This is a genomic window from Bacillus sp. JJ1562 (assembly GCF_036962705.1).
Taxonomy (GTDB): Bacteria; Bacillota; Bacilli; order Bacillales; family Bacillaceae_L; genus Ferdinandcohnia.
This window is the reverse complement of sequence record NZ_JBALOQ010000017.1, coordinates 152,608-179,057: the sequence shown is the minus strand read 5'-3', so window position 1 is coordinate 179,057 and position 26,450 is coordinate 152,608. Positions and strand designations below refer to the sequence as shown.

The window sequence follows — 26,450 nt, the reverse complement described above, 5'->3', positions numbered from 1 at the left end:
TATTTCAGTACAATCATTTTTTTTAGTGATAATGCCATGTAATAGCTTTCATTCATACAAGACTTTTGATATAATATTTCTGAATATTATCAATTTTTTATATATAAAAAAGGGGGTTTGGGGAATGAAAAAATTTAGTCTTTGGTCTGTACTTGTTTTATTGGTGTTGTTAGTGAGTGCTTGTGGTGGAAGTTCGGAAACAGGAGGAGACGGAATTAGTGAGGATGGTACCTTAACAATTGGAGAAACCGGCCTTTACAAATCCACATCAGGTGATTTTGAGGTAACGATTAACAGTGTGAAGTATGAAACGGGTGAAGATGGCGAAAAGGCTCTAAGAGGTACATACGTTGTGGCAAACGCAACCGTAACAAGCAGATCATCAACAGCGGTAAATATAGAAAAAGCTGTACCATTTAAAATCTTTGTAGATGATGTCGTTAACTGGAACAATGTTACAGCTGGAAAGGAATTCAGTTTTGGTACTCAAATTTCAGGTGAAATTAAAGAAGGCGATTCGGTAACGGGTGAAGTTATCTTTGATGCGAGAGAATCTGAAACATATACAATCTTACTCGGTGGAAAAACTGATCCTAACAAACTTGAATGGAGTCTAACCCCCGACGATTTTAAATAAGGATTAGAATATCTAGATATGAGGAAGCATTGATCTAAAGAGGATCAATGCTTCTTTTTATTTAATGAGGTGTTAACTCCAAATGTGGATATATATTTTTTTATACTGCTTTAATAAATTACCTTTTTAGTGGGAAATGTAAGAGAGATAAAAAAATAGATAGGGTGGTTCAAATGAAATATTGTAGAACAATAAAAATCATCATGATGTCAATTGCACTCCTTATTTTAGGTGCATGTGGTGGTGGAAACAATAATGGTACAGGCGCAGGATTAGAAGGTAGTGTCGTAATTGATGGGTCAGGAACCGTTTTTCCGTTAATGTCAAAGCTTGCCGAAGATTACATGATTAATGAACAGGAAAACGTGTCGGTTGAGGTAAGTAGAGCTGGGACAAGTGCTGGCTTCAAAAAGTTCCTGGTTGAAGGTGGCGGAACAGATTTCAATAATGCCTCCCGAAAAATAAAAGAAGAAGAGCTAACTAAAGCTGAGGAACTAGGAATAAAAGTGAAAGAATTAAAGGTTGCTCTAGATGGGATAACGATTGTTGTAAATAAGGAAAACGATTGGGCAACAGAGCTTACACAACAGGAAGTCGTGGACATATTCCTTGCGAGTGCAGGTAAAAAGAATTGGTCAGATGTTCGAGAAGGATTCCCTAACGAACCGATAAAAAGATATGGTCCAAACGAAAACCATGGTACATACGAATTCTTTTGGGAAACCATCATGAAAGAGCAGGATCTTGTAGAAGGAATTAATCTACAGCAGGATTATGCGACCTTAGTGGACTTGGTAACAAAAGATAGAAATGCTATTGCGTTTTTTGGATATGGTTACTACGCAAGCAATACTGATAAATTAAATGCGATAAAAATTGATTTTGGTAATGGTCCAGTAGAACCATCTCTTGACACGATTAAAGAAGACGGTGCATATGCCCCATTTACTCGTCCTGTATTTACCTATTTGAACGAGGGAAATGCCCAAGCGAAGCCACAGGTTCTAGATTTTGCTATCTATGCTATGAAGAATGCAGAAACAGCTGCAGCAGAAACAGGTTTTGCACCAATACCAGCAGCGGAGCTTCAAGCATCTGTTGATTATTTGGAAGGCTTAAATCAGCAATAATCGGCTAGAACGGGTATTCTTTTTATATTTAAGGGTGAAAGGGAGGTAAGGAATTGGGAAATCAAAAGGAATTAAGTGTAAGAGAGATCATTCAAGAAAAACAAAAAGCAGTAAGCTTTAACAATGTAACTGAAAAGTTAATGCCAAGGTTTTTGTTTATTATTGCAATCATCTCCATTCTTACGACAATTGGAATCCTATATACCCTTTTGAGCGAAGCGGTGCATTTTTTTAGAGATGTGCCCCTCCTCGATTTCTTTACAGGGACCGAATTAAAACCACTGGGCGCTAATGCGAAATTTGGGATTTTACCATTATTAACTGGTACTGTTATTTCCTCAACGATTGCGATGTTTGTAGCGATCCCGATTGGAATTATGTCAGCGATTTATTTAAGTGAATATGCCTCAGAAAAGGTAAGAAGAACATTAAAACCACTGTTGGAGGTACTAGCAGGAATACCGACCATAGTGTATGGGTTCTTTGCATTTACCTTTGTTACTCCTTTATTGCAATCGTTTATTCCTGGATTAGAACCGACAAATATTCTAAGTCCAGGTCTTGTAATGGGCGTCATGATTATTCCAATGATTGCGTCCCTCTCTGAAGATGCAATGAGCTCTGTGCCAAATGCAATGAGAGAGGGAGCTTTGGCACTGGGTGCAACTAGGCTAGAGGTAACATGGCGTGTTGTAATCCCGGCTGCGATTTCCGGAATTATCGCATCCTTTGTACTTGGTATTTCCAGAGCGATTGGTGAAACAATGATTGTCACAATTGCTAGCGGTAGCTCTAAAAATTTCACGTTTGATGTTACGCAATCCATGCAAACAATGACCGCTTATATTGTAGAGGTAACAGGCGGGGAGGCAGCAGCAGGATCAACTTTATACTATAGCTTATATGCTGTTGCAATAACGTTATTTGTATTTACGTTGATTATGAATCTAATTGCCCAATATATCTCTAAAAGATTTAGGGAGGGGTATTAATCATGAAATATGTGGATGCAAACCAAGTAGAGAAAAAGATGGGTTCACGACTCCTTACGAATCGAATTACGAAAATCATATTCCTTATATCCACATTATTAGGACTAGTTGTTCTAGTTTTGTTGTTTTATCGTGTGATTTCAGATGGACTAGGCTGGATTAATTTAGACTTTATAACCAGTAAATTATCTACAGATCCAGATAGAGCGGGAATTATGGGTGCCATTTTAGGAACAGTGTGGTTGATGGTTGTCGTTGCCCCAGTAACTATGTTCCTTGGGATAGGTACAGCGATTTATCTAGAGGAATACGCAACAAAAGGTAGGTTGCAAACCTTTATTCAAACTAATATTGCAAATTTAGCGGGTGTTCCTTCTATTGTTTTTGGTATTCTTGGGTTGACTGTCTTTGTAAGAGGGTTTGGACTTGGCAATATTGTACTTGCTGGCGGTCTTACGATGTCACTTCTCGTGCTTCCGATTGTAGTAGTGGCGAGCCAAGAGGCACTCCGAGCAGTTCCCCAATTTTTACGGGAGGCGTCCTATGGATTGGGAGCAACAAAATGGCAAACGATAAAAAAGGTTGTACTACCTGCTGCCATACCTGGAATCTTAACAGGTGTAATTTTAGCTGCATCACGTGCAGTTGGTGAAACAGCTCCACTGACTGTAATAGGAATTCCTGCGCTGTTAATTCCATTTCCAGATACTATTTTTGACAAGTTTACTGTGTTACCAATCCAAATTTATTATTGGACATTAGACTCAGCTTTGGTGGCGGAATATGCAAACTTAGCAGCAGCAACAATAATAATCCTACTTCTAATACTCTTGATTATGAACTCTATTGCAGTTATCATCCGAAATAAATTTCAAAAAAGGTATTAACCGTAACCTACTGGAGGAAAAAATAAATGCCAGTTGAAACTGAAAATAAACAGAAGTTTGTACAAGGAATCAATAAAAAGTCCGAGTCAACGGATACAAATAAGAAAATTGTATATGATACAAAGAATTTGAACTTATGGTATGGAGAAGATCAGGCTTTGAAGGAAATTAATCTTCAAATAGCTGAAAATGAAGTAACGGCCATTATTGGACCCTCAGGATGTGGGAAATCTACTTACCTTAAAACCTTAAACAGAATGGTTGAATTAATACCCATTGTTCGTACTTCTGGTGAAATTTTGTACAAAGGGAAAAATATTTTTAACAAATCATATCCAGTTGAAGCTTTAAGAACGAATGTGGGAATGGTGTTTCAGAAACCGAATCCTTTTCCAAAATCGATTTATGAAAATATCGCATATGGTCCCCGAATTCATGGGATTCGTAATAAGAAAATGCTAGATGAAATTGTAGAAAAAAGTCTGCGAGGAGCAGCGATATGGGATGAAGTCAAAGATCGTTTGAAAGAAAATGCCTATGGGATGTCTGGGGGGCAACAGCAGCGCCTTTGTATAGCGAGATGTTTAGCGATTGAACCTGATGTCATATTAATGGATGAACCAACCTCAGCACTCGATCCTATCTCTACTTTAAAAGTGGAGGATTTGATACAAGAATTAAAAAAGAATTACAGCATAATCATTGTGACTCATAATATGCAACAAGCTGCGAGAATCTCAGAAAAAACTGCATTTTTCTTGAGTGGTGAAGTCATTGAGTTTACAAATACAAGCAAAATGTTTTCAAACCCGGATAAAAAGGAAACAGAGGATTATATCACCGGTCGTTTTGGCTAAATAATAGGGGGTGATTGCGATGCCGGTAAGAGCGACATTTCAAGCAGAGCTTAACGAGTTAAAAGAAATGATCATACAATTAGGTAGTCAGGCAAAAGAAGCAGTTGGACAAGCCATCAAGGCCTTAAAAAATCAGGATGTAGACAAAGCTTTAAAAATTATTGAAAATGACATTCAGCTAAATATGATGGAAGAGGAAATTAATGACAAAGCTATTTTGTTAATAGCACAACAATCACCAGTAGCCATTGATCTTAGAAGAGTCATTGTTGCGCTTAAAATTTCCTCGGACCTTGAAAGAATAGGGGATTTAGCAGTAAATATTGCTAAATCAGTCATCCGGATTGGAACCCAACAACTGATTAAACCAATTGAAGATATACCACGAATGGCAGAGGTAGCAAATAAAATGGTGGCAGATTCACTTAGAGCGTATAGAGAGGAAGATGTTGAACTCGCAAAGAATGTTGCCAAGGTTGACGACGAAGTAGATGAGGCGTATGGAAGATTGACTAAGGAATTATTAGAGCTAATGACCCAAAAGCCTGATGATATTTCACAAATTACACAATTGTTATTCGTTTGCAGAAATGTTGAAAGGGTTGCAGACCACTCTACCAACATTTCAGAAAGCGTCCTTTATTTAATAAAAGGGAAAAGATATGATTTAAACCAATAGAGAATAAGGAGGTATCGCAATGAAAGATAGGAAATCAGAAGCTGAATCAGCTAATATTAAGATTAACCAAATACTTAGAGGAGAAGACGATAACGATTCATTTGATGTTGATTCTCTTTTAACTAATAATAACAGAGCACTTGTCTTGAAAAATATGGATAAAGAAACTGAATAGTAATGCAAGAAAATGCTTGGGCTATCAAGCATTTTTTATGTTTCAATGTTAATAATGTATTAAGTATTTGTTAGTAGCTGGTAATAGACCTTTTTCATATGTTTAAATAGTATTAGTTTACTGAAATGGCGAAATCATTAGGAAGCGATGGGAATGAATAGTTTGATAAAAAGATATGTGATTCTTACATTACTTATAATATTTGGTTTTACAACCATTGCATTAGCTATTACAGAACGGAAAGAAGAAGAACCTGTGAGCGCAGGTGAACCTTTGATCATTGCACATAGAGGAGCAAATGATCGGTTTAATGAACATACATTGACGGCTTATAAAATTGCATCTAAGGACGGAATTGATTATTTAGAAATTGATTTGCGGATGACAAAAGATGGTGAACTTGTGGCCATGCATGATGATACAATCGATCGCACGACTAACGGTAAGGGAGAGGTTTCTGATTATACGCTGGAAGAGCTAAAAAAGTTCAATACAGTGTCGACTTTCGATCATAAAAAGGTATCAGAGGAAATCCCGAGCTTGCGAGAGATTTTTGATTCCTTTTCGGACACTGAGAATTTTTATATTGAAACGAGACTTGTCAACAATCAGTTAGCCATGGAGGGAAAATTAATTGAACTCTTAAAAGAATATAACTTGCTTGATGACAAAAGAGTGATCCTTCAATCCTTCTCTACTAAAAGTCTAGAAAAGATTAACAAGTTGGCACCGGATATTCCACTTACACTATTATTTAAAAAAGGAAAATTTGATTTAAATAAGGCTATATCGTCAAACTATCCAATAGTAGGTATAGAATCAAGCGATGTCACACACCGAATTGTAAAGAAATTACACAACAACGGGATAAAAGTGCATGTTTATTTTACGGATAAGAAGATCCAAAAAAGAGAACAAACAAGGATGAAAGAATTCCAGGTGGATGGTTATTTTACAGATTACATTCTTTATACGAAGGGATTATGATGGGACTATGGGAATCACAATTACTAAAATTGATAAAGAAAAAGCCTGGGAAGTCCGGCATAAAGTCATGTGGCCAGATAGAGACTTTGATTACATAAAATTAGAAGATGATGACGTGGGTAATCATTTTGGTCTTTTTGAAGAAGACAAGCTGATTTCTGTTATCTCCCTTTTTATAACGAATAAAGTGGCTCAATTTCGTAAGTTTGCGACACTTCAACATGAACAAGGTAGAGGATACGGAAGTAGATTGTTAGATTATGTCATAAAGGAAGCAGAGAATCGTGACCTGAAGAGAATATGGTGTAATGCAAGAAAGAATAAGGTGGATTTTTATAAAAAATTTGGTTTGCAGGAAACCGACTTTACCTTTACAAAAGGTGGAAAATCCTATGTCATAATGGAGAAAGATTTAGAAAATTAAGGGGGAGAAGTAGATTGTTAGTTCGAGAGATTACACCCGCAGATGCGGAAGAATTTGTTAAGCTCACACAGCAAGTTGAAGAAACCTCAGAATATATGCTGTGGGAAGCGGGAGAAAGAAAAGCAAATCCCGACCAGCAACGAAAAATGATAGATAGAATCGGGTCAGATAAGAACTCGACGATTCTTGTTGCTGAGGAAGAAGGTCAATTGAGCGGTTTCTTAATGGCGATTGGCGGCAATGCAAGGAGAAACAAACATTCAGTATACATCGTTATTGGAATCTTGAAGGATTCAAGAGGAAAAGGCGTGGGTACCCAATTGTTTAATGAACTGGAAAAATGGGCGTTATCCCATCAAATCCACCGTTTGGAGTTAACTGTTGTAACTCAAAATGCGGCAGGTTTATCTTTATATAAGAAGATGGGATTTGAAATCGAAGGTACAAAAAGACATTCCCTGTTAATCAATGGTGTATTTGTCGATGAATACTATATGTCAAAAATTCTATAATTGAAAAGGTGTGACCATCCAAAGAAGGAATCACGCCTTTTTTGTGGAATTATTACAAACAAATGTTTCTTAAAGGGGAGAAGTAATGTGCTGAAATTGGAAAATCAACTAGCAGAATTTACTCGGATGCATGATGAATTTATCATAGGTTGGAACAAAGCAATGGAGACAGGGGACACCACTGCTTTAGAAAGAATGGCTGAATCCTATTTTGTTACATTCTTTAATGGACCTAATGAAAAACCAATGCTATTTAGTAGGAAAGAAGCGATTTGTGGGATGCGTGAATCAGTGAAGGAACTACTAGGAGCACAGAAGAAATTCAATAATCGTGTCATTCGTTTGAAGGATTTCGAGAATGCAGCTGTCTTCTACGAACTGATAATTGAAAAAGAGGAAAAGGTAATAGCAAGACTTTTTACAATCGAGACTTGGCAGCTTACAGATGAAAAGTGGATGCTTGTGAGGGAAGTAGAAGAACCAATTCATTCTTGAAATGGAGTGATTTTTATGAAAAACATCTATATTATTAGGCATTGCGAAGCAGAGGGACAGGAACCAGAAGCGCCCCTAACCGAAAAAGGCAAAATACAAGCTACTGATTTAGTTGCATTTTTTAAAAACAGGAAAGTGGGTCGAATCATTTCGAGTCCGTTCAAACGGGCTATACAAACGATTCAGCCACTCGCAAATGAATTAAATATCGATATTGAAACGAAGCATCAACTAGCCGAACGTGTATTAAGTTCAAAGAATATGCCAGATTGGTTTGAAAAATTAAGAGCAACATATGAGGATTTTGACCTTACATATGAAGGTGGAGAATCTAGCCGTGAAGCCGCAAACCGAATCATTGAAGTTGTCGATGATGTGATAAAAAGTGATTCCGAAAATACAATCTTAGTTACACATGGTGGCTTAATGTCATTGCTATTAAATCATTACAATACAAACTTTGGATTTGAGCAATGGGTAACACTGAGCAATCCTGACGTATACATTTTAAAACTAGATCAACCTATTACTCCTGAAAGGATTTGGAATGGTACATCATTTACTAAAGAATAACTACCAGAGAGCGTTGATTTTTATAGGTTAGCACTTATTTTTAATGGATGGAAAAAAGAATAAAAAAACTGAAACTTCTGTCAATATTTTGCGTAAATGTATTGAGAAGGGAGTGGTTTCCTTGAAAAGCTATATGATCCTTGTTTTTTTAGTGTTAGTTTTAGAACTAAGCGCGCTTTTCGGTATATCGCTGGTTTTTGATACAAACCTTGTCAACACCATGTTCCTTGGCTCCTGCATCTTCACCATTATTGCATTTTTAATGAGTTCCACTGGGGACGTCATCTCAAAAGGCGGTCAAGTAGCCGTATTTGATATGCTGCTCGGGAGCTACAAACCAGAGCACGAAAAGATGACATTAAAAATCAGCCCATTTTTAGTCGGTTCAATTCTTTGTTTTGGAATGTATTTTGTTTTGTATTATTTAGGGATTTTGAATTAATGGAGAAATGATATGAAAAAAATTCTTACTCTAACGATCCTATTTTTATTACTAACTTCAACCTTTGCCAGTGCTCTTAGTTGGGCGTATGCATTTGTCGTTCATGATGGGAAAGTATATGAGGTAAAAGAAGATATACCAATCAAACAAACCCAGCTAGGAAACACAATTGGCCAAGTTGAAACAAAACCTGATGAGCAAAGCGGGGATTATTATGGAAATGCATCCAACTTCTTTGAGATTGGCACAAGTTATTTTAAAATTGAGGGTACTCCGACCAACGAGGCCATTGCTGTGGAGACTGAAGATGGTCACTATGTAAAAGCAGTCTATGTGCACGATGCACCCTTTAGCATCAAAAATGTATTTATGAGCTTTAATTTTTGGGCGGTCATAGGAATTGTTGTTATTGTATTGGTTGGGATAACTGTGTTACGCTCAAAACAAAGGTAATTTTTGGATGGAGTGGAATGAATTTGGGCGAAAAGATAAATCACTTATTACCTCGAAAATTACTTGCAGCATCCATTACTGGCGCCTTATTTGCTATCTTACTTGGATTATTTGTTTCAAGCTCATTTTGGGGTGAAATCAACTCATTAAATGACTATTTGTGGAGTTTTACATTATCTGTGCCATTCTACCTCACGTACAGCTTTCCAGTCATCTTCGTTTATGGAACATTAACATCCATCATAAGCGACTTCCTCTCAGAACTTATAGCGAAAAACACGATAAAAAAGTCGGAGCCAAATCTGTCCTTAATCTTTCATTTACTATTCGGTTCTATCCTCCAATGGGTGAGTCTCAGCGCAGCTATCCTGTATTTTATAATAGACCGCATTCTTCGAAAAAAGAAGAATCGATATAAATGGCGTCAAGCATTTATGAGCCTTGCCATTCCAATTCTCATTTGGATCCTATTTATGGGAATCATCTGGATTATGGATTTCTTCACAGAAGGCGCTGACTATATTGTTCACTAAATATTAATCGGATATGTAGGTAAATGGAGGAGATAAAATGAGTCCTTTCATTGCATTTTTTATCATTGTATTAGCTGTTTTTGCGGACTATTTTTGGCTGGACATAGATAAGAAACGATGGGGATGGATGAAAAACTGGTCAAAGCTTAATAAAGGGTTATTTTTTTCAGGCTTTACCGTTGTAACGGTATTGATTTACATGGGATTAAGCATCAAATATTTCAACTAACTAACTTGCCGCGCTTTCTGGTAATAACATCCTTTTGAAAATGAAAGGATAGCACTTCTATTAAAGGAAAATCTAATAATAGTGACATTTTTTAAAGACATTCTTAGTCACGATAGGAGCGAAATGAATGGAAACAATTTGGCTAGAATATGCCTGGGCTTTGTTAATATTAATCGGCTTGGAAGGATTGTTATCAGCTGATAATGCCCTTGTACTCGCAGTTATAGCCAGACATTTACCAGAGGAACAGAAAAAAAGAGCGATAAATTACGGGATAATTATGGCCTTTGTGTTCCGGTTTGGTGCACTCTTCGCCATTTCATTTATCGCAAACGTTTGGCAAATACAGGCGATAGGAGCGATTTATCTCCTTTACCTTGGGTTAAAGCATGTTATTCAGGCAAAATTCGGAAAAGACAATAAGAATATTCATAAGGATGATGCGAAGGAAGCAGCAGGTAAAGGTTTTTGGCCGACAACGGGTAAAATTGCATTAGCTGACCTTGCTTTTGCGATCGATTCAATTTTAGCTGCCGTTGCTATTGCCCTTGGTCTTCCAGAGACATCACTAGGCAATTTCGGAGGTATGGATGCAGGACAATTTATAGTTGTTGTTCTAGGAGGTATTGCTGGTCTAATCCTGATTAAGTTTGCAGCTACCTGGTTTGTGCAGCTTCTTGAAAAGCGTCCTGCACTTGAAACAACCGCTTATGCCATTGTGGCCTGGGTTGGTGTCAAACTTGCTGTAATTACCCTAGCTCATAAGGATATTGGTGTCTTAGATCCACACTTCCCTCATAGTACCGGTTGGTCTCTTATTTTCTATGGAGTGTTAGTTGGGATTGCTCTACTCGGTTGGTTTGCACCAAGTAATAATAATAAACGGCCAAAAAATAAAGCCTCGTAAGGGTATGGAAAAGGTACTTTTCTTCATGAGAGAAAAGTACCTTTTTTCAAAAATGACAGGGGGAATTTGATTGAACCAAAAATTAAGAAGGTCATCAACAGATAAATCTATAATGGGCGTTTGCGGTGGTATCGCAGAGCATCTCGGCATATCATCATTTGCGGTAAGACTCATCTTTCTTCTTTTACCTGCGAATTTACTTATATACATTATTCTTGCAAACACGATGTCAGTAAGCCCGAGGTCACTTTATTGAATTGAAGAAGGAAAGGGAAATAGGGAGTGTGAGTCAAGTTGATAGAAGTATTCGAAAGAGACAATGTTACTTGTGTTGAAATAGAGGTTCCAAATATACCTAACGTGTTTATCTTTGTAACGGATGGAATGCTAGTTGATACTGGGGCTCAAAGCTATGAATCTAATATTATCCCTTTTTTACAGGAGACTTCATTTGATGTCGTTGCTTTAACCCACAGTCATGAAGATCACTCTGGCACAGCACCTTGGATCCAAGATAACTTAAACATACCAATTTATATATCACCACTTGGTATCGAAATATGCTCACAACCAGTACCTTACCCAAAATACCGCCAGAAAATTTGGGGCAAACGAAGGCAATTTAATCCACTTCCGATTTCAGAAACTATTCAATCTAGGCAAAAGGAATGGAAAGTGTTACATACACCAGGCCATGCAGATGACCATATTGCACTACTGGATGGAGAAACGGGAACACTGTTTTCAGGTGATTTGTATGTGTCTCCAAAAACCAAAGTCATCATGAGCTCTGAATCGATTCCTCAAATCATGGAATCAATCCGAATGGTCCTCACCCAAGATTTCAACTCAATGTTTTGCTGTCATGCTGGATATATAAAAGATGGAAAAAGGAAGATGCAACAAAAATTAGAGTATCTTGAAAATCTGTGTGGCGAAGTGAAAAAACTTTATGAAAAGGGACTCTCCTTTGAAGAAATTGATCAAAAGATATTCCGAAAAAAATACCCAATTACATTTATATCAGATGGTGAATGGGACTCATTGCATATTATTACTTCGATTATCGGTGCTCACAAAAATTCTTTAAGTGGTTAGTAGTTTGATTGGCACGTCCAGAAAATAAAAAATAGATTTGGTGGGGTTATTTTGTATTGTGCTAAATGCGGAGAAAAGCAAAATATAGGGGCGAATTTTTGCTCAAGATGTGGGTTACCACTAAAGAAACTTGATGAGAGAACACAGGGATTTGAATCGCAAAATAATGAATTAACAGAAGTAGATGCTTTAGAGCTTTATGTGGGTGATAACTCAGATTATTACTTTGAAAAGTGGGGAATTTATGAAAACGCCGTCAAAAAGAGAAGTTGGAACTGGGCAGCCTTCTTTTTGATCTTCTTGTGGTTAGGTTATCGAAAAATGTACAAAGTGATATTTGGTATTATCTTAATCTGGTTAGTTACGGACGTGATCTTGTATTCACTAGATTTATATAGCGAAGGTACTAATCTTTTAATTGGGATTTTAACGGGCGTGTTTTTAGGGATAAAAGGCAATTATTTATATTATAAGCAAGCGACTGGTAAAATTAAAAAATTCTCAACTAACGGTAAGTTTTCCAAACAAGAAATATTGAACACAGGGGGAAGAAGTCCTTTAGGTATATTTGGTGCGCTAGGAATGCTACTACTATACTCCCTTATTTCTGCATTTTTAATAGCGCCTATGTTTGCCCCAGAAACAGTAGAATTTGGTTATCATGTTGAAAATGGAGAGTTGATTGACCCGATACAAATATTCGAACCAAATGAGGAAATGTATTATTCATTCAAATTACCCGACCAAAAGGGTGGAAAGTTTACGATAATAATCGAGTCGTTCCAAGGATCTACTTCACAGGTATACGAGCAATTTGAAGATAAAGTCCCTCCTGAATTGGAAGGCATGCACAAAATTATGAGAACTCCAGAAGATATAGGTGAATATGTCATGAAGGTAATACAAAACGGGAAAGTTGTAGCAATAGGAGTATTTTTTGTTTTTTAGCCTTGAAATAAATGGTATAAGGGGATGCAAACGAGCTAGTAAAAGTCAAACTAGATAAGAAAAAAGCTAGGTAGACCTATTCAGGTCTTACCCTAGCTTCACAAAAGTCTGCTAAACTTTTCAGAACAAATTCACCGGTCTGTTTTGTCGAGCTTTTAAAAATCTTATCAATCACATTCATTACCGGTCGGTAATACTTGGTTTCAAATTCTTGCTCGACCAAGGTGTGATCACCTTGTTGCTGCAAACGAAACGAAAAAGTCATGATATAGGTTTGGGATTCAAGTTCGAACGCGAAGGTCGAGGGGCGGGTGACCTCCTTATTCCTCCCATGTAACGTTACCTGTTCCTTTCCTTCCTCGGCTGTCAATTGAAAGGAAGCTCCTGCTAACAACTCATCCTTTAGGTTAGAATAGCGAATAGAAGTCACGTTCGGAAACCATTTTTCACGCAAGCTAGCACTTGCAATGCAGTCAAATACATCTGTAATTGGTGCTTTAATAACGGTTGATTGGTTCATTTTTAAATTACCTCAAATGATATGATAGATTTAACTTTATTCAACGGAGCACCTCATATCTGTGGATTGAAGAGTATGCTCGAAAAAAAATCTGGCGCAAATACGTCAAGTCGTATTTGATCATAGCAGAAAAGGTGATGTTTGTGGAGAGAATTTTTGGACTGGCTCCTATTGTTGGTGAGGACCCAAGGGTATTGGTCCTTGGTTCAATGCCGAGTGTAGAATCACTAAGGAAACAGGAGTACTACGGAAATAAACGCAATCACTTTTGGAAAATCATGTTCACTCTTTTTGAGAGTGAGGAAATACCTGACTACGAGGAAAAGATTGCGTTTTTAAAAGACAAAAAAATAGCTCTATGGGACGTGCTATATAGCTGCTATCGTGAAGGAAGTTTGGATTCCAATATTAAAAGTGAGGAGCCGAACCAGATTGGGGATTTTGTAAAAAATCACCCTGGCCTTCGCTTAATCATTTGTAATGGTACAAAGTCTTATAAAAGCTTTTCAAAATACATTGGGCTTGACCAGTTTCCAGGGCTTGATGTCATTAAGCTTCCCTCCACGAGCCCTGTGCCCGGCAAATACAACAAAACTCTTGAAGGCAAGCTCCAAGAGTGGAAAGTAATAAAAGAATATTTATAATACCTTTTCGATGTCTTCCTCAATTTTAGCCGGCTCGGTTTGTGGAGCATATCGTTCCACAACCTGTCCATTGCGGTCCACTAAAAACTTGGTAAAATTCCATTTAATCTCTTTTGACAATATCCCTTTTTGCTCGTCTTTTAAAAATTTAAATAATGGATCTGCGTTGTCACCATTCACGTCAATCTTTGCAAACATCGGGAATGTCACCCCATAATTTGTTTCGCAAAAAGAGGTCGTCTCCTCGATTTTTTCGAATTCCTGATTCCCAAATTGAGCACATGGGAACCCAAGAACTACCAAGCCATCCTTTTGGTATTTTTCATTTAGTCCCTGCAATCCCTTAAATTGCGGTGTAAAACCACATTTGCTTGCTGTATTGACAATTAAAAGTGGTTTCCCCTCATACTCCTTAAGAGACTTTATTTCTCCATTCGTCATTTTTACTTCAAAATCATATACACTTGCCATGTTTCCCACTCCCTTATGTAGAAATTACCACAATAGTAAATGATGTGAGTTTGAGATTCAAGTTTATACTACATTTTATATGAATTTTCATGTAATATTCAGGAGAGAGGAAATTTTTCGAAAATGAGGGTCGCCAAATGAAGCAGTTAATTGAAAAATGGAAGTTCCCAGCATTACTTTTAACTGGGTTAGGATTATCCTCATTGGGGGATTTTATTTATCTCGTTGCTATTAATCTATTAGTTTTAAAAATGACGGGATCAGCCGCGGCAGTTGCTGCTTTATGGGTTGTCGGACCCATCACATCCATCCTTGTAAATGGGTGGTCTGGGAGCATCATCGACCGTTCGAATAAACGGAGAATCATGATCATCACTGATATCGTACGAGCTATTGCAGTGGCCATCATCCCACTACTTCCAAGTATTTGGATGATCTATGTTTTGTTATTTATCATTAGTGTTGCAAAATCTTTTTTTAACCCGACATCAACTACCTATATAACAGCCCTTATCCCAAAAGAACAGCGGAAGACCTTTAACTCGATTAGAAGTCTGGTGTCCTCTGGGGCCTTTATTACAGGCCCAGCCATCGCGGGTATGCTTTTTATAATTGGTAGCCTTGAAATAGCCATCTATAGTAATGCAATTTCCTTTGTCATTTCCGCAATTCTCATCGCATTTTTACCAAATATCGATAGCAGCGGAGAACAAACTACTGAAAAGCTTCAATTAAAAAATTTACTAGAAGATTGGCGAGTGGTCATCCGCTTTGGAAAAAAAGCAGCATTTGTGATGATCATATATTCAAGCTTTATCATATTTGATATTTTTACTATGGCGATGGATTCACAGGAGGTCGTTTTTACACAAAGGGTGATTGGTTTAACCGAGGTAGAATATAGCTTACTCATGAGTGTAACCGGGATTGGCTATGCTGCAGGAGGTTTATTGGTTATTTTTATATCAAGATTTCTATCGATTCGCGCTCTGATCGGAACGGGACTCTTTATGCTTGCGGCAGGTTATTTAATCTACTCCCTGTCGTCTTCCTTTGCAATGGCCGCGACTGGTTTTATCATATTGGGCTTCTTTTTTGCCTTTTCAAATACAGGCTTTAACACCTTTTATCAAAACAATGTACCTGTGGAAATCATGGGGCGTGTCACAAGTATCGTAAGTGTGCTACAAAGTGCAGTGTCCGTCGTGTTCTTATTATTTATTGGAATCATGGGCGACCTGCTGCCATTGAGATACACGATTGTTACCTTATCTGTAATTAGCGTAGTGCTTGCTGTTTTTGTAATCACTCTTGTATTTCAGTCAACGAAAAAAATGTATTTTACGGAGGAAAAGGTAGTAGAAGCATAGGTAGCAGGGTTGAAATTAGTAGATTAATGCTTTTACCGTTTTTAATTTGAAAATACTGTTCATAATTCCCGACATACTGTTTTTAATCTTAAGATTCCGGTTAATAATCAAGTTTTACTGTTTTTAGCACAAAATCGCCCAAAAAAGCTGCGGCCCAAAAAGTCGCAGCAATTACTACTCCACTATCTCTATTTTACTTGCCTTCGCCTGTGCTGGTGCTGACTCTGCGATTCCACCCTCAACCACAATCTTTACCTTTTGACCAACCTCAAGCATTGACACAACTGATTGATCGATAGAACTAACACTGAAAAAAATACTTGAAAAATAGTACTCATCATGGATTTCCTGTTCTGTTTTTGTTTCAAATTCTTCTCCAGTAATTTTTTCATTTACTAAAATTCGCTCTCCAACCTCAAGAATATAGCCAGTTACAATCATTTCTTCACCATCGCCAGTTTGGCCACTCGTACCACAACCAACGAGCAACAAAATAAATAGAAAAATAAATCGCTTCATAACGTCACCTCATCTTATTTGGCGTGAATTGAGGTCAAAAGGTTACGAAATAAAAATATTGCGTGAAATTTCGTTCACTTATGGTAGAATATTCAAAAAGAAAAGGGGAAAACATATGAAATTTGTACATATCTTTGGTCCACAAGCGGTTGGCAAAATGACGGTTGGACAGGAATTAGCGAAAATAACAGATTTAAAGCTTTTTCATAACCACATGACAATTGACCTGGTAGGTCACTTTTTCGACTATAGTACAAAAGAGGGGAAACGACTAGTCAAATTGTTTCGTCAGGAAATCTTTGAAGAAGTTTCAAAAAGTGATTTGGATGGCATGATTTTCACGTATGTCTGGATGTTTAACCTCGAATCAGATTGGGAGTATGTAAAGGGACTTTCTGAGCTTTTTGAATCTAGAGGGGCAACTGTATATTATGTGGAACTTGAGGCGGACTTAGAAGAAAGACTCGAAAGAAATAAAACTCCAAATCGTCTGGAACACAAACCGAAAAAACGCGACATTGAATGGTCTGAGAATGATATAAAACAAACGATGGAGAAGCATCGCTTAAATTCATATGAAGGTGAAATTACGTTCGAAAACTACCTGAGGATTGATAACACGAACCTAAGCGCTGAAGAAGTTGCCAAAATGATCAAGGAAAAGTTTCAACTATAAAAACGCTTGGAAAATTCACTCCAAGCGTTTGCTTACCTTATGTTAGCTCATCACGAAGCAACCCTAATTTTCTCTCTAATTCATGCGTGAAATGATCACGCGCCTGCTTCGCATCCATGTCTGGCGAAGAGATAAACATGGGCTCACCGAAGATCAGCTTTGCCTTTTTAAATTTCAGTAACTCTTTAACGGTATTTGGTCCAATATACACAGCCGGAACAACAGGAACCTTGCTTCGTTGCGCGATTGTAATTGCTCCTTGCTTAAGCGCAGTTTGCTCATTTGTACGTGTTCCACTAGGGAAAATTCCAACCACTTCACCCTTCGAGAGCAATCTAGATGGAATTTTTAAAACACTTGGACCAGGGTTATCACGGTCAACCGGGAATGCATTCAGCTTTGATAAAAAGCCACCGAGTAGTTTGTTTGTGAATAATTCCTTTTTGGCCATGTAATGAATTTGCCGTGGTAACAATGAAACACCTAGCCACAAAATATCGATATAACCTGTGTGTGTACAAGCAACAACATAGGCGCCGTCCTTTGGCAGCTTCTCTTTGTTATAAACCTTAATCCCACCTGTTGCTGTAAGAATACCTTTTAAAATAGATGCAATGAAATGATACACGTTGACTTACCCCTTTTAAAGACTTTTAAACTAGTAAAATTATATCATGAAATTATGGTACAAAAATACTAATAAAGCGAGGGAACACATGAAAAAAATCATGGTTATCGGAATTTCAGCAGGTGTTGGAAAATCAACATTTGCTCAACAATTAGGTAACAAAATGGGAATTGATGTGTACCACTTAGACAGCTATTTTTGGAAACCAGGATGGGTTGAAGCATCACATGAGGAATTTACAGAAGCCCAAGAGAGGATTCTCGCTAAAGGCAGCTGGATAATCGATGGAAATTATAGCAATACCTTCGAACTGCGAACAAAGCAAGCTGACACCATCGTCTATCTTGAACTACCTAGATATCAGTGCCTCTACCGAGTGTTGAAACGCTATGTTAAACACATCGGTAAAAAGCGTGCAGATCTCGGCTGTACAGAAAAAATAGATTGGGAGTTTATCAAATTTATCTGGACGACCTACAAGCCAAGAATCCATAAAATGCAGGAAAGACTTAACCGATTATCCAAGGAAAAAACAGTGATTATTCTAAGAGGAACAAAAGAAATTAATGGCTATATAAATAAGTTGTAAATGAAGAATATGGAGGTAGCATAATGAACAAAGCAGCACAACGATATTGGGATGAATTTTGTGAAGGAAAAGAAAAGCCAGAATTATTTGGTGCATGGCAATTTGGGGCAGACCCTGACCATCTTGCACAATTAGTGATTAATGGAATCAAAACAGCTACATGCTCTGGATACGTCTTTTATGAGATTGAAAAAGAGCCTCTTCCAAAGGTGGACGATTATAGCATTCTATTAAATAGCCATGATGAGCCAGTGGCGATTATTAAAACGGTCGAGGTAACGATTCAACCAATGAACGAGGTTCCTGAGGCATTCGCGATTGCTGAAGGGGACGGAACCTATCAGAATTGGAGAGACATACATATTAAGTTCTTCACAGATCAACTACAGAAGATTGGCCAAGAATTTACAGAGGATATGTTACTTGTGTGTGAGCGCTTTGAATTGGTTGATGCAAAATAAAGAACACCCTCAAAAATTGGGTGTTCCCTCTTAAATTATTTTCGTCTCATCCTTTGGGGCTTCTAGCTTCATTTTTTCAAGCTCGACACGCATTTTCGCTGTTTCAAGCAAGTAATTTTCATGCTTTAGCTTTTCTAACTCCAATTCATCCTGAATGATTTTTTGTTTGTATTTTGATTGTGTTTGAAAGTGGCTCGTAATAATCGCAACTAGTGGAATTGAAAATACCATGACAACCGCAACTATACCCGTCATCAAATGACCTCCCTACACCCGTTTCATCATATATATTCCATTATACCAAATATACGAAAAAATAAGCGATTTGGTTTCAAAATGTGTAACATTTTTTTGAAGGTTTCGTCAATTTAGTAAAAGCACACAATGGGAGGACTCAGAATGAAAAAATGGTTGCTTGTATTTCTATCAGGAATATTGATTACACTTGCAGGTTGTGGAGGTAATAATTCAAGTAAGCTTACAGGAAGCAAACCACCTGAAACGAACATTCAAATTGGGAATGAAACATATCCAACAGTTCTTGGAACATATTGCTGGAGCAGTACATGCGTTGACACAGCAGGACCCGAAGCACTTTTAGAAGGAAAAGAGCCAATTGTTGTACACCCTGGTGAAGAAATTACTTTAGTAATGGATTATGAACCAATGCCAAATGAAGTGCATGTAGCATATTACACTGGTGACAATGAGACTGAAGTGAAAGTAGAAAATCACCGATTTACAGCTCCCGAGGAAAAAGGTGTGTACTACTATTCTTATGGAGTTTGGTGGATGGATGAAAAAGAGGAGAATGTTTCAAACGGGGATGCGTTTTATGCCTTCGCATTAGAAGTAAAATAGGAGGACATTATGAAAATAAGAAAAGCAATTTTATCCGATTCAAAAGGCATCGCCAAAGTACATGTTGATAGCTGGAGAACGACCTATTCCGGAATCGTTCCCGATGAATTTCTTGATCAATTATCCTATGAATCTAGGGAAAAGATGTGGAAAAGAGGAATTCCGAATGGACATGTTATTGTAGCGGAAAATGAACAAGGAGAAATCGTGGGATTTGCATGTGGTGGAAAAGAGCGCAGTGGAAATTATGAAAACTATCAGGGTGAGCTCTACGCCATCTATATTTTTCAAGAATATCAAGGACAAGGCTTGGGTAAAAAGTTAGTAGTCCCTGTTGTAAATCAACTTTTGGACAAGAAAATAAATACAATGCTAGTATTAGTATTGGAAGAAAACAAATCCTGTCTATTTTACGAAGCACTTGGAGCTCGCAAACTAGATACCGTTGAAGTAGAAATCGGCGGGAGAATTCTAAAAGAAGCGGTATACGGATGGGAAGATATTCTAACAATAGGAGGCACATCATGCTCGCAACTCTTACAAAAAACGAACCAAATTACATAGCAACTTTTGAACGACATTATCCTCATTCAGTCGATGAAGTTTGGGCGATGCTTACCGACAACGAAAAACTACCAACATGGTTTGCAGAATTAAAGGTAGATGATCTCAGAAAGGGTGGCCTTATCCTTTTTGATATGGGAGATGGAACCTTCGAGGAAATGACTATCACAGACTTAAGCGATCGTTCTGTGTTAGAATTCACTTGGGCAGATGACAGTGTTCGCTTTGAGCTTACTTCTGAGCAGGAAGGATGTAAGCTACTATTAATTGAGACAATCACAAAGCTTACCGACCAAACGCCAAGAGACTTAGCGGGATGGCATGTATGTCTAGATGTCATAGGCGTTTTACTAGATGGCAAACAAGTGGAAAACCGTAAACTACAGTGGGAGCCTTTATACGAACAATACGTCGAAGCTATCAACAATCTAACCAAATAATCCGTAAGAAGCCTGTCCAATAAAGGATGTGGCTTCTTTTTTTTAGAACTGGAAAAGAATTGAAGGGAAATGAGGGCAAATCGCGAATTTATACATATCGAATTCCATTGCGAAATGGAGAGGGTGTCCATGACATTTGTTTTTGTTTTTCTCACCATCCTAGGCGTAACCATAAGTTTGTCTATTTTTAAAGTAGTTCGTAAGAAAAAATGCCTAGTAATGAATACACGCCGTTTGATGACATAACAATGGGGAGAACGGAAGAAAAAGAATGAAATAAAAAGGAGGAGCCCCTAAAATGAAACAAATACTCCTACGTGTTGGAACCACCTATCTACCAGTTACTAATGTTCAGCAATCTGCCACCTGGTACACAGAAAACCTTGGGGCAACACTGAACTATATGGACGAGGACAAAGCAATTCTTGATTTAGCGGATCAAAGTTTTTTCCTTGTTGCAGCACCGGAAGGACAAACCTCAAATTTCATTGATGTAAAAGGACTTGAACGATTTTTGCTAACCTTTGAGGTTGATGGTTTGCAAGCTTTAGAGAATTTACATAATGAGTTTCAGGAACGTCATATCACGGTCGGGGAAATCGAAGACCGTGGCCATGCCGGGAACAATTTTGTATTTAGAGATCCAGATGGCAACCAATTTGATGTCTGGAGCGAACTTAGTCCAACTTTTAAAAGGAGAGGGTAAAGTATGCAAGCATTATTAGTAATTGATGTCCAAAATGGTATGGTGAATTTTAAAGATTTCAGCCATGAACTAAATAAAATTCAACAAATCATTCAGGATTTTAAAGCGAAAAACCTGCCGGTAATTATGGTGAGACATTTTGGCAAAAATGAAGAGAATCCACTTCACAGAAATTCGAACGGTTCTGAGATTCACGAATCAGTCAGGGACTTCGCTGATTATGTTGTTGAAAAAGAAACCCCAAGTGCCTTTTTTCAGACGAATCTTTCATCCATTCTAGAGCAATTAGGAGTTAATCATATTTTCATAACAGGTTTTGAAACCGAATTCTGCTGCATGTTTACAGCAATTTCGGGATATGATCGAGGCTACAAAGTAACCTTTGTGGAAGATGCGACTGGGACAACGAATACCGATGAAACATATGAGATGAAGGGACTCGATATTCAGGACTTTGTCGGAACTGTACTTAACTGGTCGGAAGCAATTGAGGTCCTTTATCTCGAGGAATATCAGGAGGCATATCAAAAGTGAATCACGCCCTACAACTTAGAAAAGAGGGCAGACTCAAAGAATCAAACGAACGGCTTTTGATGTTGGTGAAGGTTGCCCCCGAAGACCCTCAGCTAAACTATCAGGTAGCTTGGAGCTTTGATGTGTTAGGGCTGGAATCCGAAGCTGCCCCTTTTTATGAAAAGGCAATTGAGCTAGGTTTACAGAATGAAGATTTGGAAGGGGCCTTACTTGGATTAGGGAGCACCTATCGAACGCTCGGAGAATATGAAAAATCCGAAACGACTCTATCCAAAGGGATTGAGCTATTTCCTGAAAATCACGCGATAAAGGCCTTTTACGCAATGGTACTCTACAATCTTGACCGACATCAGGAGGCAATGGAAATTCTTTTAAAAGGTTTGACTGAGACATCGAGTGATACGTCCATACAAAGGTACAAACGAGCCATCGAATTTTACGCTGATAAGCTGGATGAAACTTGGAAATGAAATAACCCTCCGACCGGAGGGTTATACTTCGATAATAAACGGAAGAATCATCGGTTTACGTTTCGTTTGTGCGAATAAATATTGCCCCACCGACTTTTTAATCTCCTTTTTCATCGTGTTCCACTGATATCTGTTTTCACTCTGAAGGTCAAGAATTGCTTTTTTTACAAGCCGGTTTGTTTCCCGTAAAAGCACTTCAGAATCCCTGTTAAACACAAAACCGCGCGTAATTGTATCCGGTCCCGACAGGATTTTCTGGTCTCTTTTACTAAGCGTGACAACAATGACAACCATGCCATCCTCAGACAGCTGCTTACGGTCACGCAAAATAATATCTCCGACATCCCCGACACCAATCCCGTCCACATATATATCGCCAGAAGGGATTTTCCGAGTTTGACGGGCCTCTGAATGTTTAACATCAACCACATCGCCATTTTGAATGATAAAAACATTTTCAGGCTCCACTCCGACGGAGACCGCAAGTGACTTGTGCTGATGAAGCATCCGATACTCCCCATGAATCGGGATAAAATAAGTCGGTTTCATTAAAGTCAGCATAAGCTTGAGCTCCTCCTGAAACCCATGGCCGGAAACATGCATTCCAGTTGCGCTTCCTCCATATAAAACAACCGCCCCGAGCTGAAACAAATTATCGATGATGCGTGATACATTTTTTTCATTACCTGGAATTGGCCCTGCCGCTAGAATCACTGTATCTTCAGGGAGAATATGCACATCCCTGTAACTCGCATTCGAAAGACGAGCAAGCGCAGCCATCGGCTCTCCTTGACTTCCGGTACATAATATACAAACCTTCTCTGGCGCAAGACTCTCCACCTCTTGGGCATCAATCAGCATGCCATCCGGAATGTGGAGATAGCCACGCTCAACCGCAACATCCACGACATTCACCATACTTCTTCCAAGAAGTGCGAGCTTTCGATTCGTTTTCATAGCTGCCTCAACAACCTGCTGGACACGACTAATATTCGAAGCAAACGTTGACACAAAGACTTTTCTGGTTGCTTTCATAAAAGCTTCCTCAATCACATGCCCAACCTTTAACTCAGTCGGAGTTGCCCCAGGGCGCTCCGCATTCGTACTCTCAGATAATAAAACAAGCACACCCTCACGCCCAATTTCAGCCATCCGATGAATGTCTGAATGCTGGTCATTCACTGGCGTCAAATCAAACTTGAAATCTCCGGTATGAACGACCTTGCCTTCGGGCGTATCAAACACAATTCCGAGACAATCCGGAATACTATGATTTACCTTGAAAAAGGAAACTATTATTTTGCCGAACTCTAGCTTAGAATTGGAGTCAATCGGAATTAGCTTGGTATCCGCAAGAAGACGATGTTCCGTCAGCTTCAATTCAATTAAACCAAGCGTAAACCGAGTCGCATAAATTGGCACATTGAGCTTTTTTAGAAAATATGGGATCCCACCAATATGATCCTCATGCCCATGTGTAACCAGCATCCCGCGAATTTTCTCCCGATTTTCCTCCAAATAGGTCAGGTCCGGAATAATCAAATCAATCCCAAGCAGGCTCTCATCAGGAAACTTCCCCCCACAATCAATCACAAAAATATCATCATCATACTGCACCACATACATATTTTTCCCAATCTCATTAATCCCACCAAGTGCAAAAATGGACAATCCGTTCTCCAACAATCTCGCCTCCTACGTCTTAAATCGTGTTCTTAGTTTTACCATAAGCGGTTGGATTTATTTATATGGTGTTCCAAAATATGTTAAAATAATAGGACAGGGGGTATAGACGATGATTTTAAAATTGATTATTCTTGCTTTAGTAACATTTTTAATTGGATGGACAGGCGAAGCCTTATTACGAAGAAAGTTTGATATCGAAAAAAGAAGCGGATGGGCACGTTCGGTCAATAAAGTCCAAACTCTAATTGAAATAGCACTTTTTGTCGTCTATTTTGTAGGCATTTGGTTTGCTTTGGATTATATTTTCCTTTATATGATTAGTTTCTTCGCGATCATTAATTTGTTCCGCGCATTCATGCACTGGAAATATGAACGAGAAAAGAAACAATATATCCTTTTTCTGTATGAAGTGGTTATATTATTGGTGATATTTGCTGTGGCATACTGGTGGATATTTGAGTGATTAAGGCTAAAAACAGTAAAAATGAATTAAAAACAGAGTTTGGTAATTATAAACAGTGAATTTTAGAATATAAACAGTATTACAAAATTATCGACAGTAAATGATTTACTTCAACAAAATCTCAGACTATTTTTTCTAGGTTAAAGGTTTTTTGCTATTTTTGTAGAAAAAAGATTTATATAAAAGGCATAGGAGCATGCAAATGATCAAAAAAGAATTGGAAATACCATTAAGACTAAGAAAATTAGAAGCATTAATAGGAAGATTGTCAGAATCTCACCCAAAATATCAAGAACTTAGCGATGAATTTGGTCGAAGGATGTCAGGTTACCGTGGCGAACAATCTTTACAATACTATTTGACCTTTCTGAATGAAAATAATTACTTTATCTTCAACAACCTTCGTCTTCCAGACATCTCCGGAGAGCACTTTTTTGAACTTGACATACTTTTAATTAGTCCCACATTCCTATTAATTATCGATGCAAAAAATTATAGAGGAGAATTATATTTTGATGGCAAGTTTGACCAATTAATCCAAACCTACAAAGATTTGAAAAAATCATATCACTGCCCTGTCGCACAAATCAACAGGCATCAATTACAGCTTGATAAACTCCTTGAAACCCTCAAATTTTCCACAATCCCTATTGAAACCCTAGTAGTCTTCACAAATCCAAATTCGATTATTTCAGCAAGCACCGATTTCAAACATTATCAAAAAGTAATTAAAAGCCCAAGCTTTCTCTCAAAAATGGAGTTATTTAAAAAGAGGAATCGGGAAGAAAAGTTTGATAAGACGCAACTTCAAAAAATGTCAAAACTACTCTTAAAGAAACATACTCCACATGATGTCAACATTCTAGAACAATATAAGATTTCTGTGGATGAATTAATAATGGGTGTTCGATGTAAAAAGTGTGGGAGCGTTGCGATGAAGCGAATCCAAAGAAAATGGTATTGCCCTTCATGTCAAAATTCCACTAAAACTGCTTATCTAGATGCAATCATTGACTATTATCTTCTAATTGGAAACACCATCACGAACAGAAAGTTACGTGAATTTTTAGATATGGACTCAATAACGGCATCAAAAAACATACTTTTATCTTTAAACCTAGAATACGAGGGGAATTTTCGTAATAGAGTGTATAAGTTGCCGGATAATCCTTGGCGAATTTTCTAGCTTTTCTACTGAATATATTATTATCTTTACTTTACTGTTTTAAATTTAAAAGTACTGTTTTTAATAGAATTTTACTGTTTATAATAAATAAGTACTGTTTTAAATCCACAAACACTGTTTTAAGCAATTCACAAAAGCAGGAATCTCCCCACAACGTCTTGAATTAATAATTAATGTCAATCCTACTACTACCAAGGAGGTCAAAATAATGTACGAATTAAAAACAAAAGAAAACGACGCAAGTGTTATTGAATTCATTGAAAAAGTCGACAACCTGAAAAAGAGAGAAGACGCATATAAACTATTAGATATTTTTACAGAAATGTCTGGGTACCCAGCAAAAATGTGGGGGCCGAGCATTATTGGGTTTGGTTCATACCATTACAAATATGCCACCGGTCATGAGGGAGATGCGCCACTTGTTGGTTTTTCACCACGCAAGGCGAAAATTAGTTTGTATTTTACAACTAGTGAAACAAAGCGCAAGGAGTTACTTGAAAATTTCGGTAAACATACATCAGGAAAAGGTTGTGTGTATATCAATAAAATCGCGGATGTTGATGTTGAAGTTTTAGAGGAGTTCATCACACAAACTATAAAGTTTTTAAAAGAAACATATCCAGAAGAATAAGCAAATCTTATGTAAATACATAAAATTAACCAAATTTAGTTAACCCCTGAAATAAAGTACGATTAAAGTATCT

At 37.7% G+C, this 26,450-nt stretch carries 40 protein-coding genes; 34 read left to right on the top strand and 6 right to left on the bottom strand.

Annotated features, from left to right (window positions below; genetic code table 11):
- Positions 1-124: 124 nt before the first annotated feature.
- The 20 genes from V7097_RS11700 (at position 125) to V7097_RS11605 (ending at position 12,958) form a co-directional block, all read left to right on the top strand.
- Entirely contained in the window at positions 125-637 is a 513-nt protein-coding gene (locus tag V7097_RS11700) for a DUF4352 domain-containing protein (RefSeq protein ID WP_335703793.1), read from the top strand.
- 173 nt (positions 638-810) lie between these two features.
- Positions 811-1,767 carry a PstS family phosphate ABC transporter substrate-binding protein gene (locus V7097_RS11695; protein WP_335703792.1) on the top strand — a complete coding sequence of 319 codons (957 nt, stop codon included), beginning with the start codon at positions 811-813 and terminating at the stop codon, positions 1,765-1,767.
- 53 nt (positions 1,768-1,820) lie between these two features.
- Positions 1,821-2,759 (top strand): phosphate ABC transporter permease subunit PstC, encoded by a 939-nt coding sequence (gene pstC, locus V7097_RS11690; RefSeq protein ID WP_335703791.1) that lies wholly within the window; start codon positions 1,821-1,823, stop codon positions 2,757-2,759.
- Positions 2,760-2,761: 2 nt separating this feature from the next.
- Positions 2,762-3,646, top strand: coding sequence for a phosphate ABC transporter permease PstA (pstA, locus tag V7097_RS11685; RefSeq protein ID WP_335703790.1), 885 nt, complete (start codon positions 2,762-2,764; stop codon positions 3,644-3,646).
- A 26-nt stretch (positions 3,647-3,672) separates the two neighbouring features.
- Complete coding sequence (gene pstB / locus V7097_RS11680) at positions 3,673-4,503, top strand: phosphate ABC transporter ATP-binding protein PstB (protein ID WP_335703789.1); 831 nt, start codon at positions 3,673-3,675, stop codon at positions 4,501-4,503.
- Between the two features lie 19 nt (positions 4,504-4,522).
- On the top strand, positions 4,523-5,182 hold the full coding sequence (gene phoU, locus V7097_RS11675; protein ID WP_335703788.1) for a phosphate signaling complex protein PhoU: 660 nt from the start codon (positions 4,523-4,525) through the stop codon (positions 5,180-5,182).
- A gap of 19 nt (positions 5,183-5,201) precedes the next feature.
- Complete coding sequence (locus V7097_RS11670; protein ID WP_335703787.1) at positions 5,202-5,357, top strand: hypothetical protein; 156 nt, start codon at positions 5,202-5,204, stop codon at positions 5,355-5,357.
- Positions 5,358-5,510: 153 nt separating this feature from the next.
- The gene (locus tag V7097_RS11665; RefSeq protein WP_335703786.1) at positions 5,511-6,344 is read left to right on the top strand and encodes a glycerophosphodiester phosphodiesterase; all 834 of its coding nucleotides are present in this window, start codon (positions 5,511-5,513) and stop codon (positions 6,342-6,344) included.
- 7 nt (positions 6,345-6,351) lie between these two features.
- A complete protein-coding gene (locus tag V7097_RS11660) occupies positions 6,352-6,768 on the top strand; it encodes a GNAT family N-acetyltransferase (RefSeq protein ID WP_335703785.1) in 417 nt (138 codons plus the stop codon).
- Positions 6,769-6,782: 14 nt separating this feature from the next.
- Positions 6,783-7,280, top strand: a complete 498-nt coding sequence (locus V7097_RS11655; RefSeq protein WP_335703784.1) for a GNAT family N-acetyltransferase — start codon at positions 6,783-6,785, stop codon at positions 7,278-7,280.
- 87 nt (positions 7,281-7,367) lie between these two features.
- A complete protein-coding gene (locus V7097_RS11650) occupies positions 7,368-7,775 on the top strand; it encodes a hypothetical protein (RefSeq protein ID WP_335703783.1) in 408 nt (135 codons plus the stop codon).
- Positions 7,776-7,790: 15 nt separating this feature from the next.
- On the top strand, positions 7,791-8,348 hold the full coding sequence (locus tag V7097_RS11645) for a histidine phosphatase family protein (protein WP_335703782.1): 558 nt from the start codon (positions 7,791-7,793) through the stop codon (positions 8,346-8,348).
- 121 nt (positions 8,349-8,469) lie between these two features.
- Complete coding sequence (locus tag V7097_RS11640) at positions 8,470-8,790, top strand: hypothetical protein (protein ID WP_335703781.1); 321 nt, start codon at positions 8,470-8,472, stop codon at positions 8,788-8,790.
- Positions 8,791-8,802: 12 nt separating this feature from the next.
- The gene (locus V7097_RS11635; RefSeq protein ID WP_335703780.1) at positions 8,803-9,243 is read left to right on the top strand and encodes a hypothetical protein; all 441 of its coding nucleotides are present in this window, start codon (positions 8,803-8,805) and stop codon (positions 9,241-9,243) included.
- 17 nt (positions 9,244-9,260) lie between these two features.
- Positions 9,261-9,776, top strand: a complete 516-nt coding sequence (locus tag V7097_RS11630) for a hypothetical protein (protein ID WP_335703779.1) — start codon at positions 9,261-9,263, stop codon at positions 9,774-9,776.
- Positions 9,777-9,813: 37 nt separating this feature from the next.
- A complete protein-coding gene (locus V7097_RS11625) occupies positions 9,814-10,005 on the top strand; it encodes a hypothetical protein (RefSeq protein WP_335703778.1) in 192 nt (63 codons plus the stop codon).
- 127 nt (positions 10,006-10,132) lie between these two features.
- Entirely contained in the window at positions 10,133-10,912 is a 780-nt protein-coding gene (locus V7097_RS11620; protein ID WP_335703777.1) for a TerC family protein, read from the top strand.
- A gap of 70 nt (positions 10,913-10,982) precedes the next feature.
- Positions 10,983-11,168 (top strand): PspC domain-containing protein, encoded by a 186-nt coding sequence (locus V7097_RS11615; protein WP_335703776.1) that lies wholly within the window; start codon positions 10,983-10,985, stop codon positions 11,166-11,168.
- Positions 11,169-11,206: 38 nt separating this feature from the next.
- Positions 11,207-12,010: an MBL fold metallo-hydrolase gene (locus V7097_RS11610; protein ID WP_335703775.1), complete on the top strand. Its 804-nt coding sequence runs from the start codon at positions 11,207-11,209 to the stop codon at positions 12,008-12,010.
- A 51-nt stretch (positions 12,011-12,061) separates the two neighbouring features.
- Complete coding sequence (locus V7097_RS11605; protein WP_335703774.1) at positions 12,062-12,958, top strand: DUF2628 domain-containing protein; 897 nt, start codon at positions 12,062-12,064, stop codon at positions 12,956-12,958.
- Positions 12,959-13,034: 76 nt separating this feature from the next.
- On the opposite strand, the gene V7097_RS11600 is transcribed toward V7097_RS11605, so the two are convergent.
- Positions 13,035-13,478, bottom strand: coding sequence for an SRPBCC family protein (locus tag V7097_RS11600; RefSeq protein ID WP_335703773.1), 444 nt, complete (start codon positions 13,476-13,478; stop codon positions 13,035-13,037).
- 143 nt (positions 13,479-13,621) lie between these two features.
- Between V7097_RS11600 and V7097_RS11595 the strand changes: the two genes are divergently transcribed.
- Entirely contained in the window at positions 13,622-14,122 is a 501-nt protein-coding gene (locus V7097_RS11595) for a DNA-deoxyinosine glycosylase (RefSeq protein ID WP_335703772.1), read from the top strand.
- Here V7097_RS11595 and V7097_RS11590 read toward each other — a convergent pair.
- A complete protein-coding gene (locus tag V7097_RS11590; RefSeq protein WP_335703771.1) occupies positions 14,117-14,593 on the bottom strand; it encodes a glutathione peroxidase in 477 nt (158 codons plus the stop codon). The genes V7097_RS11595 and V7097_RS11590 overlap by 6 nt on opposite strands.
- A 137-nt stretch (positions 14,594-14,730) precedes the next feature.
- On the opposite strand from V7097_RS11590, the gene V7097_RS11585 reads away from it, so the two are divergent.
- Entirely contained in the window at positions 14,731-15,963 is a 1,233-nt protein-coding gene (locus tag V7097_RS11585) for an MFS transporter (RefSeq protein WP_335703770.1), read from the top strand.
- Positions 15,964-16,137: 174 nt separating this feature from the next.
- Here V7097_RS11585 and V7097_RS11580 read toward each other — a convergent pair whose 3' ends face one another.
- Positions 16,138-16,482, bottom strand: coding sequence for a DUF3221 domain-containing protein (locus V7097_RS11580; RefSeq protein ID WP_335703769.1), 345 nt, complete (start codon positions 16,480-16,482; stop codon positions 16,138-16,140).
- 115 nt (positions 16,483-16,597) lie between these two features.
- Between V7097_RS11580 and V7097_RS11575 the strand changes: the two genes are divergently transcribed.
- Positions 16,598-17,158: an AAA family ATPase gene (locus tag V7097_RS11575; RefSeq protein ID WP_335703768.1), complete on the top strand. Its 561-nt coding sequence runs from the start codon at positions 16,598-16,600 to the stop codon at positions 17,156-17,158.
- Between the two features lie 37 nt (positions 17,159-17,195).
- On the opposite strand, the gene V7097_RS11570 is transcribed toward V7097_RS11575, so the two are convergent.
- On the bottom strand, positions 17,196-17,786 hold the full coding sequence (locus V7097_RS11570) for a lysophospholipid acyltransferase family protein (protein ID WP_335703767.1): 591 nt from the start codon (positions 17,784-17,786) through the stop codon (positions 17,196-17,198).
- 88 nt (positions 17,787-17,874) lie between these two features.
- Between V7097_RS11570 and V7097_RS11565 the strand changes: the two genes are divergently transcribed.
- Both V7097_RS11565 and V7097_RS11560 read left to right on the top strand, forming a co-directional pair.
- Complete coding sequence (locus V7097_RS11565; RefSeq protein WP_335703766.1) at positions 17,875-18,375, top strand: topology modulation protein; 501 nt, start codon at positions 17,875-17,877, stop codon at positions 18,373-18,375.
- Between the two features lie 23 nt (positions 18,376-18,398).
- Positions 18,399-18,836, top strand: coding sequence for an ASCH domain-containing protein (locus V7097_RS11560; RefSeq protein WP_335703765.1), 438 nt, complete (start codon positions 18,399-18,401; stop codon positions 18,834-18,836).
- 30 nt (positions 18,837-18,866) lie between these two features.
- Here V7097_RS11560 and V7097_RS11555 read toward each other — a convergent pair whose 3' ends face one another.
- A complete protein-coding gene (locus V7097_RS11555) occupies positions 18,867-19,091 on the bottom strand; it encodes a hypothetical protein (protein WP_335703764.1) in 225 nt (74 codons plus the stop codon).
- Between the two features lie 144 nt (positions 19,092-19,235).
- Here V7097_RS11555 and V7097_RS11550 point away from each other — a divergent pair, with 144 nt between their 5' ends.
- The 6 genes from V7097_RS11550 to V7097_RS11525 all read left to right on the top strand — a co-directional run bounded on the left by V7097_RS11550 (position 19,236) and on the right by V7097_RS11525 (position 22,411).
- Positions 19,236-19,697, top strand: a complete 462-nt coding sequence (locus V7097_RS11550) for a hypothetical protein (protein ID WP_335703763.1) — start codon at positions 19,236-19,238, stop codon at positions 19,695-19,697.
- A gap of 9 nt (positions 19,698-19,706) precedes the next feature.
- On the top strand, positions 19,707-20,261 hold the full coding sequence (locus tag V7097_RS11545; protein ID WP_335703762.1) for a GNAT family N-acetyltransferase: 555 nt from the start codon (positions 19,707-19,709) through the stop codon (positions 20,259-20,261).
- Positions 20,222-20,701, top strand: coding sequence for an SRPBCC family protein (locus tag V7097_RS11540; protein WP_335703761.1), 480 nt, complete (start codon positions 20,222-20,224; stop codon positions 20,699-20,701). Before V7097_RS11545 ends, V7097_RS11540 begins: the two co-directional genes overlap by 40 nt.
- 298 nt (positions 20,702-20,999) lie before the next feature.
- Positions 21,000-21,407, top strand: a complete 408-nt coding sequence (locus tag V7097_RS11535; RefSeq protein ID WP_335703760.1) for a VOC family protein — start codon at positions 21,000-21,002, stop codon at positions 21,405-21,407.
- A gap of 3 nt (positions 21,408-21,410) precedes the next feature.
- The gene (locus V7097_RS11530) at positions 21,411-21,941 is read left to right on the top strand and encodes a cysteine hydrolase family protein (RefSeq protein ID WP_335703759.1); all 531 of its coding nucleotides are present in this window, start codon (positions 21,411-21,413) and stop codon (positions 21,939-21,941) included.
- A complete protein-coding gene (locus V7097_RS11525) occupies positions 21,938-22,411 on the top strand; it encodes a tetratricopeptide repeat protein (RefSeq protein WP_335703758.1) in 474 nt (157 codons plus the stop codon). Before V7097_RS11530 ends, V7097_RS11525 begins: the two co-directional genes overlap by 4 nt.
- A 21-nt stretch (positions 22,412-22,432) precedes the next feature.
- Here the strand turns inward: V7097_RS11525 and V7097_RS11520 are convergent, their stop codons facing one another.
- Positions 22,433-24,037, bottom strand: coding sequence for a ribonuclease J (locus V7097_RS11520; RefSeq protein WP_438824228.1), 1,605 nt, complete (start codon positions 24,035-24,037; stop codon positions 22,433-22,435).
- Positions 24,038-24,206: 169 nt separating this feature from the next.
- Between V7097_RS11520 and V7097_RS11515 the strand changes: the two genes are divergently transcribed.
- The 3 genes from V7097_RS11515 to V7097_RS11505 all read left to right on the top strand — a co-directional run bounded on the left by V7097_RS11515 (position 24,207) and on the right by V7097_RS11505 (position 26,377).
- Entirely contained in the window at positions 24,207-24,560 is a 354-nt protein-coding gene (locus tag V7097_RS11515; protein ID WP_335703756.1) for a DUF4181 domain-containing protein, read from the top strand.
- 202 nt (positions 24,561-24,762) lie between these two features.
- The gene (locus V7097_RS11510) at positions 24,763-25,746 is read left to right on the top strand and encodes a nuclease-related domain-containing protein (protein WP_335703755.1); all 984 of its coding nucleotides are present in this window, start codon (positions 24,763-24,765) and stop codon (positions 25,744-25,746) included.
- Between the two features lie 208 nt (positions 25,747-25,954).
- Positions 25,955-26,377, top strand: a complete 423-nt coding sequence (locus tag V7097_RS11505) for a DUF1801 domain-containing protein (protein ID WP_335703754.1) — start codon at positions 25,955-25,957, stop codon at positions 26,375-26,377.
- Positions 26,378-26,450 lie beyond the last annotated feature (73 nt).

Bases quoted from the DNA above. Each gene is read 5' to 3' on its own strand.
- V7097_RS11700 (WP_335703793.1), top strand. From the start codon at position 125: ATGAAAAAATTTAGTCTTTGGTCTGTACTTGTTTTATTGGTGTTGTTA.
- V7097_RS11695 (WP_335703792.1), top strand. From the start codon at position 811: ATGAAATATTGTAGAACAATAAAAATCATCATGATGTCAATTGCACTC.
- pstA (WP_335703790.1), top strand. From the start codon at position 2,762: ATGAAATATGTGGATGCAAACCAAGTAGAGAAAAAGATGGGTTCACGA.
- pstB (WP_335703789.1), top strand. From the start codon at position 3,673: ATGCCAGTTGAAACTGAAAATAAACAGAAGTTTGTACAAGGAATCAAT.
- phoU (WP_335703788.1), top strand. From the start codon at position 4,523: ATGCCGGTAAGAGCGACATTTCAAGCAGAGCTTAACGAGTTAAAAGAA.
- V7097_RS11670 (WP_335703787.1), top strand. From the start codon at position 5,202: ATGAAAGATAGGAAATCAGAAGCTGAATCAGCTAATATTAAGATTAAC.
- V7097_RS11665 (WP_335703786.1), top strand. From the start codon at position 5,511: ATGAATAGTTTGATAAAAAGATATGTGATTCTTACATTACTTATAATA.
- V7097_RS11660 (WP_335703785.1), top strand. From the start codon at position 6,352: ATGGGAATCACAATTACTAAAATTGATAAAGAAAAAGCCTGGGAAGTC.
- V7097_RS11645 (WP_335703782.1), top strand. From the start codon at position 7,791: ATGAAAAACATCTATATTATTAGGCATTGCGAAGCAGAGGGACAGGAA.
- V7097_RS11635 (WP_335703780.1), top strand. From the start codon at position 8,803: ATGAAAAAAATTCTTACTCTAACGATCCTATTTTTATTACTAACTTCA.
- V7097_RS11630 (WP_335703779.1), top strand. From the start codon at position 9,261: ATGAATTTGGGCGAAAAGATAAATCACTTATTACCTCGAAAATTACTT.
- V7097_RS11625 (WP_335703778.1), top strand. From the start codon at position 9,814: ATGAGTCCTTTCATTGCATTTTTTATCATTGTATTAGCTGTTTTTGCG.
- V7097_RS11620 (WP_335703777.1), top strand. From the start codon at position 10,133: ATGGAAACAATTTGGCTAGAATATGCCTGGGCTTTGTTAATATTAATC.
- V7097_RS11600 (WP_335703773.1), bottom strand. From the start codon at position 13,478: ATGAACCAATCAACCGTTATTAAAGCACCAATTACAGATGTATTTGAC.
- V7097_RS11590 (WP_335703771.1), bottom strand. From the start codon at position 14,593: ATGGCAAGTGTATATGATTTTGAAGTAAAAATGACGAATGGAGAAATA.
- V7097_RS11585 (WP_335703770.1), top strand. From the start codon at position 14,731: ATGAAGCAGTTAATTGAAAAATGGAAGTTCCCAGCATTACTTTTAACT.
- V7097_RS11580 (WP_335703769.1), bottom strand. From the start codon at position 16,482: ATGAAGCGATTTATTTTTCTATTTATTTTGTTGCTCGTTGGTTGTGGT.
- V7097_RS11575 (WP_335703768.1), top strand. From the start codon at position 16,598: ATGAAATTTGTACATATCTTTGGTCCACAAGCGGTTGGCAAAATGACG.
- V7097_RS11565 (WP_335703766.1), top strand. From the start codon at position 17,875: ATGAAAAAAATCATGGTTATCGGAATTTCAGCAGGTGTTGGAAAATCA.
- V7097_RS11560 (WP_335703765.1), top strand. From the start codon at position 18,399: ATGAACAAAGCAGCACAACGATATTGGGATGAATTTTGTGAAGGAAAA.
- V7097_RS11555 (WP_335703764.1), bottom strand. From the start codon at position 19,091: ATGACGGGTATAGTTGCGGTTGTCATGGTATTTTCAATTCCACTAGTT.
- V7097_RS11550 (WP_335703763.1), top strand. From the start codon at position 19,236: ATGAAAAAATGGTTGCTTGTATTTCTATCAGGAATATTGATTACACTT.
- V7097_RS11545 (WP_335703762.1), top strand. From the start codon at position 19,707: ATGAAAATAAGAAAAGCAATTTTATCCGATTCAAAAGGCATCGCCAAA.
- V7097_RS11540 (WP_335703761.1), top strand. From the start codon at position 20,222: ATGCTCGCAACTCTTACAAAAAACGAACCAAATTACATAGCAACTTTT.
- V7097_RS11535 (WP_335703760.1), top strand. From the start codon at position 21,000: ATGAAACAAATACTCCTACGTGTTGGAACCACCTATCTACCAGTTACT.
- V7097_RS11530 (WP_335703759.1), top strand. From the start codon at position 21,411: ATGCAAGCATTATTAGTAATTGATGTCCAAAATGGTATGGTGAATTTT.
- V7097_RS11520 (WP_438824228.1), bottom strand. From the start codon at position 24,037: ATGTATGTGGTGCAGTATGATGATGATATTTTTGTGATTGATTGTGGG.
- V7097_RS11515 (WP_335703756.1), top strand. From the start codon at position 24,207: ATGATTTTAAAATTGATTATTCTTGCTTTAGTAACATTTTTAATTGGA.
- V7097_RS11510 (WP_335703755.1), top strand. From the start codon at position 24,763: ATGATCAAAAAAGAATTGGAAATACCATTAAGACTAAGAAAATTAGAA.
- V7097_RS11505 (WP_335703754.1), top strand. From the start codon at position 25,955: ATGTACGAATTAAAAACAAAAGAAAACGACGCAAGTGTTATTGAATTC.